Here is a 14,583-nt window from a genome sequence, read left to right as displayed (position 1 = left end):
ATGCCGCGTGGCTGACAAATATTAGGATAGTAGTAACTGATAAGCATTCCGTTGATCGTTGTTGTCATGATTCATGTAGACGATACCACGGTATTTGAAGCCAGCTTTGGTAATAATGTGTTGCATTCGCTTGTTTAACAAGTGCGTATCAATTCGGAGTTGACGAAAGCCGAGTTGGTAACTCATGGTAATGAGATTGCTAAAGTAAAAGTCAGTCAGATGTTGTCCGTGGTAACCATTGGCAATAGCAATACGGTGAATCGAGGCATAGCGGTGGTTCTCAGTAGGCGCCCAGCTGCCATCATAAATAATAGCGTAATTGGGGTCAGGTGTTGTTAGCAGTGCAGCCGTCCCAGCAATCTGATCATCGACAATGAGTACCCAGGCAATTCTAGCATCAATGTCAGCCTGAATATCAGCAGCTAACGGGTAACCATCTTGCCATTGGGGAATCTGATCGGCAGCCAAGGCGTGTTTGCCCTGTTCGATAATAGCCATCATGGCTGGTAAGTCAGCACTAGTAGCTTGACGAATATATTTTGACATGAATTATCACTACTCTCGTTTAGATGCTCATATTATAAGCCAATTTTGTAAACTGGACAAATCAGGAACAGAATGATACTTTTTTGTCCTGGTAAGCTTTATAATGAAACTTAACTAAAGGACAGGAGTGACCCAGATGAAAATCTTTGTGATTGGTGCCCATGGGCAGATTGGTAAGAAAATCGTTTCCAAGTTAGTTGCCCAAGGTGACCAAGTGTACGCGGGTATTCGCCAACCAGAACAGGCTGAGGCTTTCGAGGATGCTGGTGCGCAGCCAGTACAATTCAATTTGATGGCTCAGCCTGAAGATTTAGCGTTGGCTTTTAATGGTATGGATGCCATTGTTTTTGCAGCCGGATCAGGTGGTCAAACGGGTTATGATATGACTTTAATGATTGACTTGGATGGGGCTGTCAAATCAATGGTCGCAGCCAAAATTGCCGGCGTTAAACGCTACGTAATTATTAGTGCTGAATTTACACCGGATCGGAGTCGTTGGCCACGAGCATTACAACCGTACTACGTGGCAAAGTATTATGCTGACGAATGGTTAAAAAACAGAACCCAATTGGATTACACCATTTTACAACCAGGTACGCTGATCAATGATGCCGGTACTGGCAAAGTAACCGTTAACCCTGACGTTGGCGGTGAGATTACGCGTGATGATGTCGCAACTTTTACAGTTCAAACGCTACACACCCCTGCAACGGTCGGTAAAACCATTGCGTTGATCAATGGCGATACCCCAATCTCAAAGGCTGTTCAACAAGCTTAATCTGAGGTTGAGACGGGTTAGCGACCATGATAGGTTACTAAAACTTGTCTGTTTAATGACCTGCATTTGGCGACCTAACTTGACGTACAGTCGTTATAAAATCCACCGTGTGAGCTTATCATATTGATAAACTTACACGGTGGATTTTTAGGTGCTGGTTAGTATGCGTGCCAATCGACGGATTGAAAAGCAGCGGTCAGTCGTTGGATCAGGTCGGCTTGGGTTGGACTAAACGTCATTGAGTGGCGGTACGCAACGCCGACATTGAACGTGGGCGCTTGTGCGTCAGTTAGGGGGAGCCGCTGTAATCCCGCTGGTAATTGGACGGCGTTACTCAATAAGGCAATGCCCACATGCTGACGAACCATGTTTAAGATACTGCCGATTTCGTTGGATTCAAAGACAATCGTTGGCCGAACATGATTTTGATGACTGAGTTGACGAAATGCCTGGCGGTGGACAAAGTTATCTTTGAGCGCCACAAAATGCTGATGACGCAACGATCTGAATTGAAGTTGTGAGTAGGTTGCTAGCGGATCGTCAGTTGGTACAACAATACTGAATGACTGGGTGTCAAACGTCGTGAGTTGAATGGTCGTATCCGTGAATTCATTGAGGTAAGCAAGTACGGCTAAGTCTAATTGTCCGTTTTTTAATCCTTTGAGCGCCGCGAGTGAACCTTGACTGATAGGTTGAATCTGGCTGAATAAAGCTTGTGGTAATTGGCTTGCAATCCGGGGAAAGTAGTTGATTTCAATGATTGGCGGCATCCCGATGACAAGTTGATCGGTTGTGGTGTGGGCAACTTCTTGGCACATCAGTTGGTGCTCTAATAGGATCTGATTGGCGTGTCGTTGGACTTGGATCCCGGTCGTGGTGAGTGCCACGGGTAAGTGGGGATTAGCCCGAATTAGTAATTGTGTTTTCAGTTCGGTCTCCAATCGCCGAATAGCAGCCGAAATGGTCGGTTGACTAACGTGAAATTGGGCTGCAACTAATGAAAAATTTTTCAGCTGAGTTAACGAAACATAATATTGCAAATCTTTAATATTCATCTTAAAGTCCTTATTTAATTGATGCTTAATTGTTAGTATTATGATTTGTTATTATAACATGGTTATTTGACTATGGTAATCGTTGTGGCTATTGTAGGGCTATTAAGAGAGAAGGGAACGTTGTACATGTTTACGTTCGGAGAGTTAATCGTTATTTTAGTCGTTGTTGGGATTGTTGCGGGTATCGTTAGCACTGCAGCGGGGTTAGCGTCGCTGGTTTCGTACCCGGTCCTACTGGCGCTGGGACTGCCGCCCGTTACGGCTAATGTCACTAACACCGTGGGTTTAGTCTTTACTAGCTTTGGAGCCGTGCCGGCCTCACGCCGGGAACTACGGGGGCATGGTCAGGAATTGAAGACGCTCATCCCGCTGACTTTAGTTGGGAGTATTGTTGGGGCAATTCTGTTATTTATTATCCCGGCAGCGACCTTTGCGAAGGTCGTCCCATTTTTTATTTTGATTGCGGGAATTTTAGTGCTGATTCCTCGTCATATTCATATTAAACAGCCCGGTGAAATTGTTGTGACACCTAAATGGATGACGGCTTTAGCTTGGTTGGGCATCTTTTTAGTCGGAGCTTATACGGGGTATTTTGGTGCTGCGGGTGGTGTCTTGATGTTGTCGATCCTGTCTTTCACGAGTGCCGCACCGTTCGTCGTCTATAATGCTCAGAAAAATCTGGCGTTGGGTTTAGCCAATATTGTTTCAGCCGTTGTTTATGGCCTACAAACGCCAATTCAGTGGCGCTATGTATTACCTTTAGGCATTGGTTTTCTAATTGGTGGTAGCTTAGGACCACGAATTGTGCGCCACTTACCTGCCAGATTACTTAAAATTGTGATTGGAATCGGGGCATTGGGACTGGCAGCTAGTTTGTTTAAATCGGCTTATGGATTGTGAGTGAAAATGAAGTTAGTGGGGACAAACTCAATAGCAATGTTAAGGCTGGTAAACTTACTTACGCTACGATCTTGAAATTAAGTCATCGGGTCTAAATCAGTGTTTGGGCTGATACTATCAGGCAAAACTGCAGGTAACCTGAAATGGGGAGGGTTTGACCCGGTTGGCTGATCCCTGATGATGAAACAAAAAAGACTTTCAAGCCGTGCCTTGAAAGTCTTTTTTGATTATCCCAATGAGAACTTTAATCGTGATGGCGTGAACGTGTCCCTAAAAAGTAAGTACCAACGGCTAACAGAATCAGTAAGCTGATAATGCCCAAGCCGCCACCCATCCACATAAAGGGCATACCGCCAGTAAAAGCCCAACCGCACATCATGGTCACCACTTTCCTAATTATTTTAGTTTCAGTATACGCGCTTTTGCCAGGGACTACCAACCGTTCTGCATTATTTTAAGCTGTTGAGTAGTTGACTTTGTTCATTGGTGGTTAACGGTAAAATTGGTAGGCGCGTGCTTCCGACTAACCAGTGTTGGGCGTTCAGCGCCGCTTTGACGGGTGCCGGTGAGGGTTGTGTGAATAGTGCTGCCATCTTCGGCATTAAACGTCGTTGAATTTGCCCTGCTTGGGTGATATCGCCGTGGTTCAAGGCGCGGCGCATCGTCGCCATTTCATTTCCAAATAAATGACTCGCCACTGAAATCGTTCCCTGACCACCCAAGACGAGGGTGGTCAAGCTCTGAGCATCTTCGCCCGTGTAAACGAGAAAATCTTTAGGCGCCTTTTCAACAATTGCGGCCAGTTCTTCATCGGAACCACATTGTTTGATCCCAATAATGTTGGGGTTGTGGGCCAACGTGAGAATCGTCGTGACCGTCATCTTAACGCCTACGCGACCGGGAATATTATAAATTATAATGGGCAAGTCTGATTTTTCGGCAATGGCTGTAAAATGCGCCATCATCCCGGTTTGGTTGGGTTTGTTATAAGGCGGGACAACGACGAGGGCGGCGTCGATGCCCTCGATTTGACTGACAATGTGGGTGAAATGAATTGTGGCGGCAGTGTCATTGGTCCCCGTATTAGCGATGATTGGAACTCGCCCAGCAACGATCCTAGCTGTCTGCGTGTATAAATCTCGTTTCTCAGCGATGCTCAACGTGGGGCCTTCGCCAGTCGTGCCCCCGACTAATAAGCCGTCCGTGCCAGTTGCAAGTAAGTGTTCGATCAGTTGCTCTAAGCGGTGGAAATCAATGTGTTGTTGGTCATCAAATGGGGTGACCATGGCGGTAATCAGGTGTGCGGATGCTAATTTCATGTGGCTAATCCTCCTGTGTGGTAGTTTGGGCGCGCCATAAGGCTAAACGATTTAGCCCTTCGCGTAGTGCCGATTGACTGGCTGCATAACTTATCCGGAACCAACCCTCGCCACTCGTACCAAATGCTGAGCCAGGAACGACAGCAACTTGGGCCTCGTGTGCGAGTCGGGTCGCAAAGTCCCAGCTGGTGCCTTGGAAATCCTGCGGTAGTTGGACAAAGATATAGAAGGCGCCCGTCGGATAAATGTAATTGAATCCAATTTCACTCAGACGTTTGACGACGTAATCGCGGCGTGCTTGATAGATGTCACGCATTTTGGAGCCATCATCTAGACCGTTGGTAAGGGCCTCAATCCCCGCTGCTTGGGTGATCGAACTCGTTGAAGTAACGAGGTACTGGTGGGTCTTCTTCATCTCGGTAATCAAGTTACTTGGGGCCATGATGAATCCCAGTCGCCAACCAGTCATGGCATGCGATTTGGAGAGGCCATTGATTGTGATCGTTTTGCTTGGATATAGTGTGGCAAAAGCAGTATGGGGCTGTTCATAGGTTAGTTCACTGTAAATCTCATCGCTAATAACGTAGATTCCGGCGGTAGCAATGACGGCTTGCAAAGCCCGTAATTCATCATCAGTGTACGTGACGCCGGTGGGGTTGGTCGGGTAGTTTAGAATTAAGGCCTTGACGTGGTCGCGACGGTGATCATCTAGCGCAGCTTGTAACGCACTGGGTGTTAATTTATAACCCGTTGCGGTTGTGTCAATGGGAGCTAATTTTGCGTTTGCGATGTCAACGACGGGTTGATAGCTCGTGTAGGCCGGTGTTGGCAATAAGACGGTATCGCCAGGATTAAGTAAAGTGAGCAGGGTCGTTGCCACGGCCTCACTAGCTCCGACTGTTGCAATGATTTGCTCAGGTGCATAGATGAGTTGGTATTTCTGTTGAAAGTAGTGACTCGCAGCATCTTGCAAAGCGGCAAAGCCCATTAGTGGCGAGTAGTGTGTCCAATCATTATGAATAGCTTGAATTGCCGCTTTTTTTACGTGACTTGGGGTGGGTAAGTCAGGTTCGCCGACCGTTAATCTGATAATATCGGGAATTTGACTGATCGCTTCATCGAAGCGTCGGATGCCAGAGACTTGAATTTGTTGGATCCGAATATTTGTATTCATCATTAGGACCTTCCTCTCAACGTGATTACCGTTTATAATAAACAACAATCGTCCGGTTAGAAATAGACAATTTTGATAAAAATGAAAGGACAGTTGTGTGATGCCATTAAATCGTCAGTCAACGACACCGTTATATATTCAGTTATACCAGCAGATGCGTGATGACTATGATGCTACTCAAGCCAACCACCAGTTATGGTCAATTCGTAAAATGGCACAAAATTTGGGTGTTTCCAAGACCACTGTCGAACAAGCTTACGATCAGTTGCTAGCAGAGGGCTATGTTTATACCGTTCCCGGGAGTGGCTACTTTTATCGCGATCGGACACACTGGCCAGCAGCTAAACAGGCGCTGGAGACTGTGCCACAGCCCACTAAACCCAGGGCGTTCACTTATGATTTTCGGTATGGTGTGACTCAGTTGTTATCGCCAAGTTGGAACGCTTGGAAACGGGCTGTCCGACTAGCGTTGCGTCAGACTGAGCAGCAACCAACGGCCGTTTATCCGGATGCGCAGGGCTTACCGGCTTTACGTGAAAACTTGGTTCGATTTTTGAAAACGACTCGTGGTGTGCGGTGCACAGCGGACCAGATTGTCATCACGAGTGGGGCTAAGGCAGGTCTCAGTATTCTACTTAGTATCTTGCCACGCGGAACGGTCGGGATTGAGAATCCGGGCTACCGCGGTTTATCCGAATTGGCGGCTAGTTATGGACAGATGGCGGTCCCCATCAGAGTGACGGAAGATGGGCTCGATTTGACACAAGTTCGTGAGCGTAATCCTCAGATCATTTATACGACCCCCGGCCATCAATTTCCATTAGGAGTCGTCTTGCCCATCGAGAAACGATTAGCGTTGTTACAATGGGCGGGGACTCAGCATCTCATCATTGAGGATGATTATGATAGTGAATACCGCTACAGTGCGCACCCATTACCCGCGCTACAGTCACTAGCAACGGCCAACCAGGTGGCTTATTTGGGGACATTTTCGCGGGGCATTGATCCGACATTACGGATGGGATATTTGGTCTTACCACCACAACTGGTGGCAACTTATCATCAACAGTATCAATATCGGGCTGAAATGGTGGCCGGCCTGTTACAACAAGCAATGGCTAATTATTTTGAAGATGGGGCGTATTATCGGCACCTTAGTCGAAACCGAGCTGCTAATCGACAAAAGTATCGGGTACTTTGTCAACAGTTAGCGCAAACTAAGCGGATCCGGCCAATTGCAACCGGCGCGGGGGTACACTTAGTTGTTCAGATTCCAGGCATTGCACAGGCTAAATTATTAGAAGCCCTAGAACAGCAACAGGTTCGGATTTATCCGCTTAACTCCAATTGGCGCGACATGCCCACGACGGATTATTACTTGTTAGGGTTTGCCGGGCTGACACTGTCAGAGTTGACGACCGGTGTCAAACGGTTGGTTCAAGTTTGTGAACAACTGGTAGGGTAGGCGTTTATAAGCGGAACGGGTGGTGTTAGGGATTATTGCGGCGCTAGTCAAGCTAATCCGCAGGCGCAATCCCGAAGGTCAAAATAAACGTGTATTGCCGACGGGCAGCAACCCATTCAATTGTTAAAGCGATATAAAAAGGACCAGTTATCAACACGTTGTTAGGCAAGTGTTGGTAACTGGTCCTTTTTATTAAACCATTTAAGTGACTATGTTAGGACGGCTAGTTGCGGTAGACCCAGCGGTGACCATCTTGACGTAATAATTCATCGGCCGCATCTGGTCCCATTGTACCAGGGCGGTAGTTTGGAAATTCGGGTTGATGTTCATCCCAGTATTTTTGAATGACGTCAACAAATTTCCACGAATCGGCAACCTCTTGCCAGTGGGTAAAGTTGGTTGCGTCGCCATTTAAGGCATCGTGAAGCAAACGTTCGTAAGCTTCTGGGCTACCAGCCGTGGCTTCAGCATCGTGTGAATAATTCAACTTGACCGGGGTGGTTGCGAAGCCTTGGCCGATTGCTTTAGCATTCATGCGGAGCTCGAAGCCTTCAGTCGGTTCAACGTTGATTGTCAAGATGTTTGGATCGAGACTGGTTGCTGCGTCGTCATTAGCTCGGACGTCTTCATGATTGAAGATATTGACGACTGGCCGTTTGAACACCACGTCGATTCGCGTGAACTTATCGGCTAAGCGTTTCCCAGTCCGGATGTAAAACGGCACTCCGGACCACCGATAATTATCGATCATGACTTTACCAGCGACGAAAGTATCGGTGTTAGAATCTGATGAAATCTTATCTTCGTCGCGGTAAGCTTTAGCATCATCGCCGGCACCGTATTGACCACGGACAAAGTTGGTTGCGACTTCTTCTGGTTTAAGTGGTCGTAAGCTCCGTAAAGCCTTGACCTTTTCCACGTCGATATCATTTTCAGTGAATTCAACTGGTTGATCCATTGTTAACAGACTCAAAATTTGCAAAATGTGATTTTGGACCATATCCCGCAAGGCACCGCTGTTATCATAGTAAACGGCCCGTTCTTCGACACCCAGTTTTTCACTTAACGTAATTTGGACATTGTCGATGTAACGGTTGTTCCATAATGATTCCCAAATATTATTGCCAAAACGAATGGCCGTGATATTTTGAATCATTTCTTTACCAAGGTAGTGGTCAATTCGATAAATCTGATTTTCGTTAAAAGTAGCCGTTAATTGGTCGTTAAGTTCCTTGGCACTTTCATAATCATGACCAAAAGGCTTTTCGATAATGACGCGGTTAAAACCGTTATCTGTCAGAATATTTTCGGAACGTAAGTGTTGGGCAATCGTACCGAAGAAGTTTGGTGCCATTGCTAAGTAGAAGATCCGGTTGCCTTGTAAACCATATTGGGCGTCCAGCTTTTCTGATAATTTTTTCAAAGTTCGGTAATGTTCAGCATCAGTAACGTCATGCGATTGATAATAAAAATGGCTCGCAAATTGCGTCACCGTTTCCTGATCAGCATTCAGATCAGCTAGGGAGTCACTAATAACTTCATGATAGTGATCATCAGTCCAAGGACGCCGAGCCGTCCCAATAACGGCAAAGTGGTCCTTGAGATAGCCCTTTTGATAGAGCTTAAATAGTGACGGGTACAGTTTACGCTGTGCGAGGTCACCAGTACCGCCAAAGATGGTGAATAAGGCAATTTTTTCGTTACTCATCAATTTCACTTCTTTACTAAGAATATTTTAAACCAAGTACTTGTTCATAAGCATTAATTCAGATTAAACTACCGTATTAATATTAAACCATACGTGGTGATGGTCAATTATAAAGTACTAATGTTGCGGAGATTTTGGGAACTGGTGTTTCAGTTCACGCTCAGTTGCAACGTTTTGCATGATCAAACCAACCGCTAAGGCGATGGCTTGAAAATTAAAGCTTTGCAATAACGGAATCTTGAACAGACCACCAATAATCGCGCCGATTAACAAAATGGAAAAGATTTCGATGCCAAACATTGAATAGAAGCGTTGTGCGAACCGCCATGTTTCCTCATTTTTAATCGCGCGTCGCGACATGTAGCCGGCGAGTGAGCGCATCTTCGGCATTCGTACCCGTTGATAGATCCAGAGTAACAAAATCACTAGGAAGCCTAACGCTAGGCCAAAGCTATTATTCGCCATGTTGTCACCTCAATTGTTGAAAGATTACACCGGTTGGCAGTGTTTAGTTATATTATAACAATCATCGGGGGCGGTAGTCGACAATCAGGTTCAAAAACCAGACATTTCAATATTAATTTTTATGGATTATCGAATTAATTTTGGCAAGCTCGGTCGAGTCGGTCAAAATCGCCGGGGGAGTCGAAACAGTTGTGACTAGTCTTTAAGGAAATCTCGATGGGGACTTTGAAGATATCCAGGGGCTATCGGCTGGGGGTGGCTTGACGACCGCACACTAACCCTGGTTGTCACTGGTTTTTAGTTTAGCGGTCGCACGAAATGCAAATGAGCTTTCAGCATGCGAGCTGCATGCTAAAAGCTCATTTGTACCGCTGGACGAGTCCCCCGAAGATCCGCACATGGTTATCGAGTATCAGGATTGGTTAATCCGTCACGTGAATGACGATTTTACCCGTCGTATGGCGACTTTCGATGGATCGATGACCCTTAATGACATTGGCTACGGAGAACGGTAATGTCGCAACGGTTAGCTTCACTTGACCGCTGACAACTAATTGGGCTAAGTCGGCTAGGTCTTGTGATGAGCCTTGGGTGAACTGAAAGGCAACTTTTTTCTGTTGATCATGTTGCTGCTCGTCCGTCGGTTGGCCGGCAATGGTTGCGAGCTGGCCGTCAGCTTTTAGAACCTTGAGACCAGTATCAATATCACCAACGGTGTCAAAAACGGCATCATAGTCGTGCAAGACGGCGGCAGGATCGGTTTCGTGGTAATCAATGACTTCATCGGCCCCTAGGCGAGTTAACAAGTCACGGTGATTAGCACTAGCGGTGGTCGCGACGTAAGCGCCAAAGGCTTTAGCAATTTGAATTGCAAAGAGGCCAACACCACCAGCTCCACCCTGCACCAGAATCTTCTGTCCGGATTGCAGCTTAAGATTGTGCTTCATGCCGTAATAAGCGGTTAGTCCAGCGATTGGCAAAGCAGCAGCTTGATCAAATGATAAGCCTGCTGGGAGATGGGCTAATTCTTTAGTATTAACAGTAATAAATTCACCATAAGTGCCGTTATTAGCTGCGTGGGCAGGCGCGGCGGAACCAAACACAGCGTCACCGATGTTAAAACCAGTGATGGCCTTGCCCATTTTGGTAATGACACCAGCGAAATCCCAACCTAAGACCAATGGAAAGGCCCATAAGTCAGTAAAGGGTGAGGATAGGGCTCCCATCCGGCCAGCAATATCCATGGGATTGAGACTAAAGGCGTGAATCGCAACTTGAACTTCATCAGCTTGTGGTTCGGTCGTGGGCATGTCGACCATCGTAAATTCATCTGCGGAACCGTATTGGTTAATAGCAATTGTTTTCATAATATCGTAACCTTCTTTGATTAAGTGTGCCGTTAGTATAAACTATGGTGTCCACACGATAGCAAGTAAAAAGTAAAAAAGTTGGTTAATGATTTGGAGAAGCTTCAAAGTAAGCAATCTTATGTGCTAAAAACTGATCAGTTGCCTGTAATTGAGCGATTTGCTTTTTCACAGTAGCACGATATGAGCTCAGTTCTTGGATTCGCTGGGCCCGGTTTGGAATGTGGCCGTCACCGCTGAGTAGTTTTAGATCAAGGCCTAATTGCCGAAAAGTGGCAACGAATTGTAGACGCTCTAAATTTTGACGTGAATACTGTCGGTAGTTGTTGTGGTTGCGTGGTACGGGCCCAATCAACTGTTGTTGTTCATAATAACGGAGGGCGTCCTTGGTCATACCGGTGATGACGACAACCTCTTTGGTACTAAATGCCGTTTGTTCGGCTGGAATGGTGAAAAGTCTCATGTCAATTGCTCCTTTTTGACTTTAGTATACACGTGGTCAGTGCTTCTCGGAACAATACTAAAACGAATGAAACGGCTCCGCCGAGTGGGAGCCGCATTTAGAATGCACCAAATGGTCAAAACACGGGCCTAGGCTGCGACTACAGCGTTGCGATTGTGGACGGGACCACAAACAACATGCAGTGTAAGACTTGATGCTAAGCGCGGCTTAAGTAAAAATGATTTCGTAGACTACTCAGCACCTTTTGCGACCTGATTGGTAGGTAAAAACGGTCGGGCGGCGTATACTATTTAGGGTATTGTTTTCTCAATGAATAAACTTAAATCAGGAATGTGGTGAGGAGATGCAAAAAGAAGTTCGGTTACGGTGGCTGTTTCTAGCCAATTTGCTGAATAATGCGGGTGCCGCTTTTATGTGGCCATTAACAACGGTCTACATGCATAATTATCTCAAACAAAGCTTGACGTTTTCAGGAGTTATTCTTTTTTTAATGTCGTTGGCTATGATTGCTGGTAACTTTATTGGCGGGCGCTTGTTTGATCACTGGCGACCATATTATACAGCGCTACTTGGTGGTGGTATTTCGACCGCAATTTTAACAACGTTGATTTTCTGGCATAGTTTGTGGCCTTACGCGATTGGCTTGATCATTGTCGGCTTTGGTGATGGTATCAGCATGACAGTCGTCAATGCCTATGCCGCAACGGTAACGACTAGATCCAACCGGTATGTTTTTAACATGCTTTATTTAGCACTCAACGTTGGGGTCGTTATTGGGACATTATTGGTCGGTTACTTATTGGAACTAGGTATCAATGTGGTGTTTATGGTGGCAACAGTTTGCTACCTTGGCCTTATGACGATTACGCTAAGCACCTTTAACGTCACACCGACTGTTCGGACAGAGAAAGCTGCGCCGCAGAAGCGGGATGTGACGCCTAAAAATCACCGTCAATTAATCTGGATGATTTGTTTGATGATTTTCACCATTTATTTGAGTTATGCCTTATGGGAAAGTATTCTTTCCGTGCACATGACCAACTTGGGGATTCCGTTCCGCCGGTATAGTGAAGTTTGGACGATTAACGGGTTGTTGATTATTGTGAGTCAGCCGATCGTGGCGTTATTCAACGAACGATTTAAGATTGGCACTCAGATTGGCTTGGGCATTACGCTATTTGCCTTATCATTCTTGGGATTAGTATTTGCCCGGCAATACGTCGATTTTATTATTATCATGGTGGTGTTAACGATCGGGGAGGTCATTGGCTTACCGATTGCCCCCGCCTGGGTCGATGATATGGCGGCTGATGATCAGCGTGGAAAATATCAAGGCCGATACAACATGGCTTTGTCATTGGGGCGAGCCGTGGGGCCGTTGTTCGGTGGCATGATGGTGGCTCAGTTCTCCTACTCGTTATTGTTTATTACGGTGACTATCTTAATGTTAGGTAGTTTGGCGTTAGTCTTGTGGCGCGCCCGGCGAGAACACTTATTAAATGGTTAAGGAGCAGGTGGGCCCCGTGATACTAACAAAGCTTTTAAGGTCAAATGCCTTGAAAGCTTTTTTGATTCTGTGAAAGTGATGATGGAGACGATTGACGATACAATTTGCGCATTATCGGATAGAATAAATGAATTAATTAATAAAATGAGGTGAGTACGTGAATTTGATGGTTTCCAGCTTTATTCTGGTGTTGGCTGCGGTTGTTAGTATTTTTATTTCCCGGGTAATGCCGCAAATATCTGTGAACTACTTGAGTCTGATCGTCGGTATTGGCTTGTTTTTTATTCCAGTTTTGAGCAATCATATTGAAAACTTCAATTCTGAAATCTTTATTGGCCTGATTGTTGCGCCACTCCTGTTTTTTGAAGGACAAGCCACCCGACTGAATGCCGTTGGTAAGGAATTAAAGCACATTATCCAAACGACCGTTGGACTAGTCATTCTTGCCTTAATTGTCGCGGGATTTAGCTTGGCGGGGCTGGGATTAGTCGGCTTGCCGTTAGCTTTTATTCTAGCGGCCATCAGTACACCGACCGACGCCACGGCAATGGAATCGGTGACGAACGGTTTGGAGATGCCATCAACTGAGGGAACTTTTTTAAAAATGGAGTCGTTGTTTAATGATGCTTCTGGCATCATCTTATTGAACATGGCGGTTCTCTGGTATGCTAATGGCTATATTAACTATGGGCAAACGATTATTGATTTTATTATTTCAGCTGTGGGTGGGGTACTCTTTGGTTTTGTCAGTGCCTGGATCATGGTTCTGTTTCGGCAAGTATTGTTACGCTCTTCGTATAATTCGTTGAATGCGTCGCTGTTGATGTACGTGATTACGCCCTTTATTTTGTATTATGCTGCTGAGGCGATTCACGTTTCTGGAATCATTACGGTTGTGGTTGCGGGATTAGTGCATAATGCGGAAGCCCAACGAAGCCGGTTAATTAATGCACAACAAGTTCATTTTGCTTTTGACTTGGTGAGCATGATTACTGAAATCTTTAATAGCATGGTGTTTGTGGTTCTTGGATTCATGTTTATCAAAATTCTTGTTAACGAACAATTCGGGCATGGGTCCTTGAACTTTTTGTTGATTGGGCTTGTTCTGTATATTAGCAATGTGCTGGTGCGTTACAGCTACGGTCGGTTGCGGTTGAGCTTCAAGAATCGGCCCGCATGGATTTTTGCGCTAGGTGGCGTGCACGGTGCGGTAACGCTGGCCTTAGCCTATACGTTAACCGATACTGCGGTCGGACGTGGTGACTTTAACTTGGTTCTAATGGCTGCTAGTACGTTGATTATTCTGAGTATGGTCGTGCCGACGATTATTTTTCGCTGGTTGCTAAAGCCGGCGTTGACTGATGATGAGGCAACTAGTGAGATTGATCAGATTCGGGTGGCGATGGTTCACCACGCGATTGATACAGTTCAGAAAATGTATTTGCCGTCGAATGTGAAAGAATCCGTCATTTTTGATTTGATGACCCAGAAACAACGGACTAGGACTCGTGATTTTGCGCGTGCCTGGGTTGACGTTGTTCGGCGACCGGAATTTACTGGTGCAGAAAAAGAATTAGAGATGCGGGCATTTATGAATGCACTTGAACAAGAACGGCAATATTTGGATATGATTTCACAACGAGAGGTCAAGTATCAGAAGTACGTTTTTAAATTGTACAATGAAACCTTATTAGCGGAATCACTAGTCATCGGCCCCACGATATTTGATAAGGATAAGGCAACGGAATAGCGTGAAATCGTCGTTACTGAGGCGATTGGTCAACTTCGTGCTGTGAACACAATCAAGGTCCAAGTTAGCGAAAACTAACTTGGACC

The 14,583-nt window shown here is 45.8% G+C and carries 13 protein-coding genes; 5 read left to right on the top strand and 8 right to left on the bottom strand.

Features of this window, described 5'->3' with window-relative positions; all coding sequences use genetic code 11:
• Positions 1-21: 21 nt before the first annotated feature.
• Positions 22-546 (bottom strand): GNAT family N-acetyltransferase, encoded by a 525-nt coding sequence (locus V7R88_RS10845; RefSeq protein WP_053566861.1) that lies wholly within the window; start codon positions 544-546, stop codon positions 22-24.
• Positions 547-682: 136 nt separating this feature from the next.
• On the opposite strand from V7R88_RS10845, the gene V7R88_RS10840 reads away from it, so the two are divergent.
• Positions 683-1,324, top strand: a complete 642-nt coding sequence (locus V7R88_RS10840) for an SDR family oxidoreductase (RefSeq protein WP_003642616.1) — start codon at positions 683-685, stop codon at positions 1,322-1,324.
• Positions 1,325-1,482: 158 nt separating this feature from the next.
• Here the strand turns inward: V7R88_RS10840 and V7R88_RS10835 are convergent, their stop codons facing one another.
• The gene (locus tag V7R88_RS10835) at positions 1,483-2,379 is read right to left on the bottom strand and encodes a LysR family transcriptional regulator (RefSeq protein WP_054397729.1); all 897 of its coding nucleotides are present in this window, start codon (positions 2,377-2,379) and stop codon (positions 1,483-1,485) included.
• 126 nt (positions 2,380-2,505) lie between these two features.
• Here V7R88_RS10835 and V7R88_RS10830 point away from each other — a divergent pair, with 126 nt between their 5' ends.
• Positions 2,506-3,279, top strand: coding sequence for a sulfite exporter TauE/SafE family protein (locus V7R88_RS10830; RefSeq protein ID WP_003644715.1), 774 nt, complete (start codon positions 2,506-2,508; stop codon positions 3,277-3,279).
• A gap of 449 nt (positions 3,280-3,728) precedes the next feature.
• Here V7R88_RS10830 and dapA read toward each other — a convergent pair whose 3' ends face one another.
• Entirely contained in the window at positions 3,729-4,598 is an 870-nt protein-coding gene (gene dapA, locus V7R88_RS10825) for a 4-hydroxy-tetrahydrodipicolinate synthase (RefSeq protein ID WP_060599240.1), read from the bottom strand.
• Between the two features lie 4 nt (positions 4,599-4,602).
• Entirely contained in the window at positions 4,603-5,775 is a 1,173-nt protein-coding gene (locus V7R88_RS10820) for an aminotransferase class I/II-fold pyridoxal phosphate-dependent enzyme (protein WP_072535381.1), read from the bottom strand.
• Positions 5,776-5,872: 97 nt separating this feature from the next.
• Between V7R88_RS10820 and V7R88_RS10815 the strand changes: the two genes are divergently transcribed.
• A complete protein-coding gene (locus V7R88_RS10815) occupies positions 5,873-7,237 on the top strand; it encodes a PLP-dependent aminotransferase family protein (protein ID WP_054397726.1) in 1,365 nt (454 codons plus the stop codon).
• 223 nt (positions 7,238-7,460) lie between these two features.
• Here the strand turns inward: V7R88_RS10815 and zwf are convergent, their stop codons facing one another.
• The 4 genes from zwf to V7R88_RS10795 form a co-directional block, all read right to left on the bottom strand.
• The gene (gene zwf / locus V7R88_RS10810; protein WP_003644713.1) at positions 7,461-8,945 is read right to left on the bottom strand and encodes a glucose-6-phosphate dehydrogenase; all 1,485 of its coding nucleotides are present in this window, start codon (positions 8,943-8,945) and stop codon (positions 7,461-7,463) included.
• A gap of 117 nt (positions 8,946-9,062) precedes the next feature.
• Positions 9,063-9,410 carry an SdpI family protein gene (locus V7R88_RS10805; protein ID WP_054397723.1) on the bottom strand — a complete coding sequence of 116 codons (348 nt, stop codon included), beginning with the start codon at positions 9,408-9,410 and terminating at the stop codon, positions 9,063-9,065.
• 422 nt (positions 9,411-9,832) lie between these two features.
• The gene (locus V7R88_RS10800) at positions 9,833-10,777 is read right to left on the bottom strand and encodes an NADP-dependent oxidoreductase (protein ID WP_003642624.1); all 945 of its coding nucleotides are present in this window, start codon (positions 10,775-10,777) and stop codon (positions 9,833-9,835) included.
• Positions 10,778-10,862: 85 nt separating this feature from the next.
• Positions 10,863-11,240, bottom strand: coding sequence for a MerR family transcriptional regulator (locus V7R88_RS10795; protein WP_003642625.1), 378 nt, complete (start codon positions 11,238-11,240; stop codon positions 10,863-10,865).
• Between the two features lie 343 nt (positions 11,241-11,583).
• Between V7R88_RS10795 and V7R88_RS10790 the strand changes: the two genes are divergently transcribed.
• Both V7R88_RS10790 and V7R88_RS10785 read left to right on the top strand, forming a co-directional pair.
• Positions 11,584-12,747, top strand: coding sequence for an MDR family MFS transporter (locus V7R88_RS10790; RefSeq protein ID WP_054397956.1), 1,164 nt, complete (start codon positions 11,584-11,586; stop codon positions 12,745-12,747).
• A 157-nt stretch (positions 12,748-12,904) separates the two neighbouring features.
• Positions 12,905-14,497, top strand: coding sequence for a cation:proton antiporter (locus V7R88_RS10785; protein ID WP_003642627.1), 1,593 nt, complete (start codon positions 12,905-12,907; stop codon positions 14,495-14,497).
• Positions 14,498-14,583: the final 86 nt, after the last annotated feature.

Origin of the sequence: Lactiplantibacillus argentoratensis (assembly GCF_037290055.1) — a bacterium.
Taxonomy (GTDB): Bacteria; Bacillota; Bacilli; order Lactobacillales; family Lactobacillaceae; genus Lactiplantibacillus; species Lactiplantibacillus plantarum.
The sequence above is the reverse complement of the archived record's forward strand: the minus strand, read 5'-3'. Positions and strand labels throughout refer to the sequence as shown.

Coding starts and splice junctions, on each gene's coding strand:
- V7R88_RS10845 (WP_053566861.1), bottom strand. CDS start 546: ATGTCAAAATATATTCGTCAAGCTACTAGTGCTGACTTACCAGCCATG.
- V7R88_RS10840 (WP_003642616.1), top strand. CDS start 683: ATGAAAATCTTTGTGATTGGTGCCCATGGGCAGATTGGTAAGAAAATC.
- V7R88_RS10835 (WP_054397729.1), bottom strand. CDS start 2,379: ATGAATATTAAAGATTTGCAATATTATGTTTCGTTAACTCAGCTGAAA.
- V7R88_RS10830 (WP_003644715.1), top strand. CDS start 2,506: ATGTTTACGTTCGGAGAGTTAATCGTTATTTTAGTCGTTGTTGGGATT.
- dapA (WP_060599240.1), bottom strand. CDS start 4,598: ATGAAATTAGCATCCGCACACCTGATTACCGCCATGGTCACCCCATTT.
- V7R88_RS10820 (WP_072535381.1), bottom strand. CDS start 5,775: ATGATGAATACAAATATTCGGATCCAACAAATTCAAGTCTCTGGCATC.
- V7R88_RS10815 (WP_054397726.1), top strand. CDS start 5,873: ATGCCATTAAATCGTCAGTCAACGACACCGTTATATATTCAGTTATAC.
- zwf (WP_003644713.1), bottom strand. CDS start 8,945: ATGAGTAACGAAAAAATTGCCTTATTCACCATCTTTGGCGGTACTGGT.
- V7R88_RS10805 (WP_054397723.1), bottom strand. CDS start 9,410: ATGGCGAATAATAGCTTTGGCCTAGCGTTAGGCTTCCTAGTGATTTTG.
- V7R88_RS10800 (WP_003642624.1), bottom strand. CDS start 10,777: ATGAAAACAATTGCTATTAACCAATACGGTTCCGCAGATGAATTTACG.
- V7R88_RS10795 (WP_003642625.1), bottom strand. CDS start 11,240: ATGAGACTTTTCACCATTCCAGCCGAACAAACGGCATTTAGTACCAAA.
- V7R88_RS10790 (WP_054397956.1), top strand. CDS start 11,584: ATGCAAAAAGAAGTTCGGTTACGGTGGCTGTTTCTAGCCAATTTGCTG.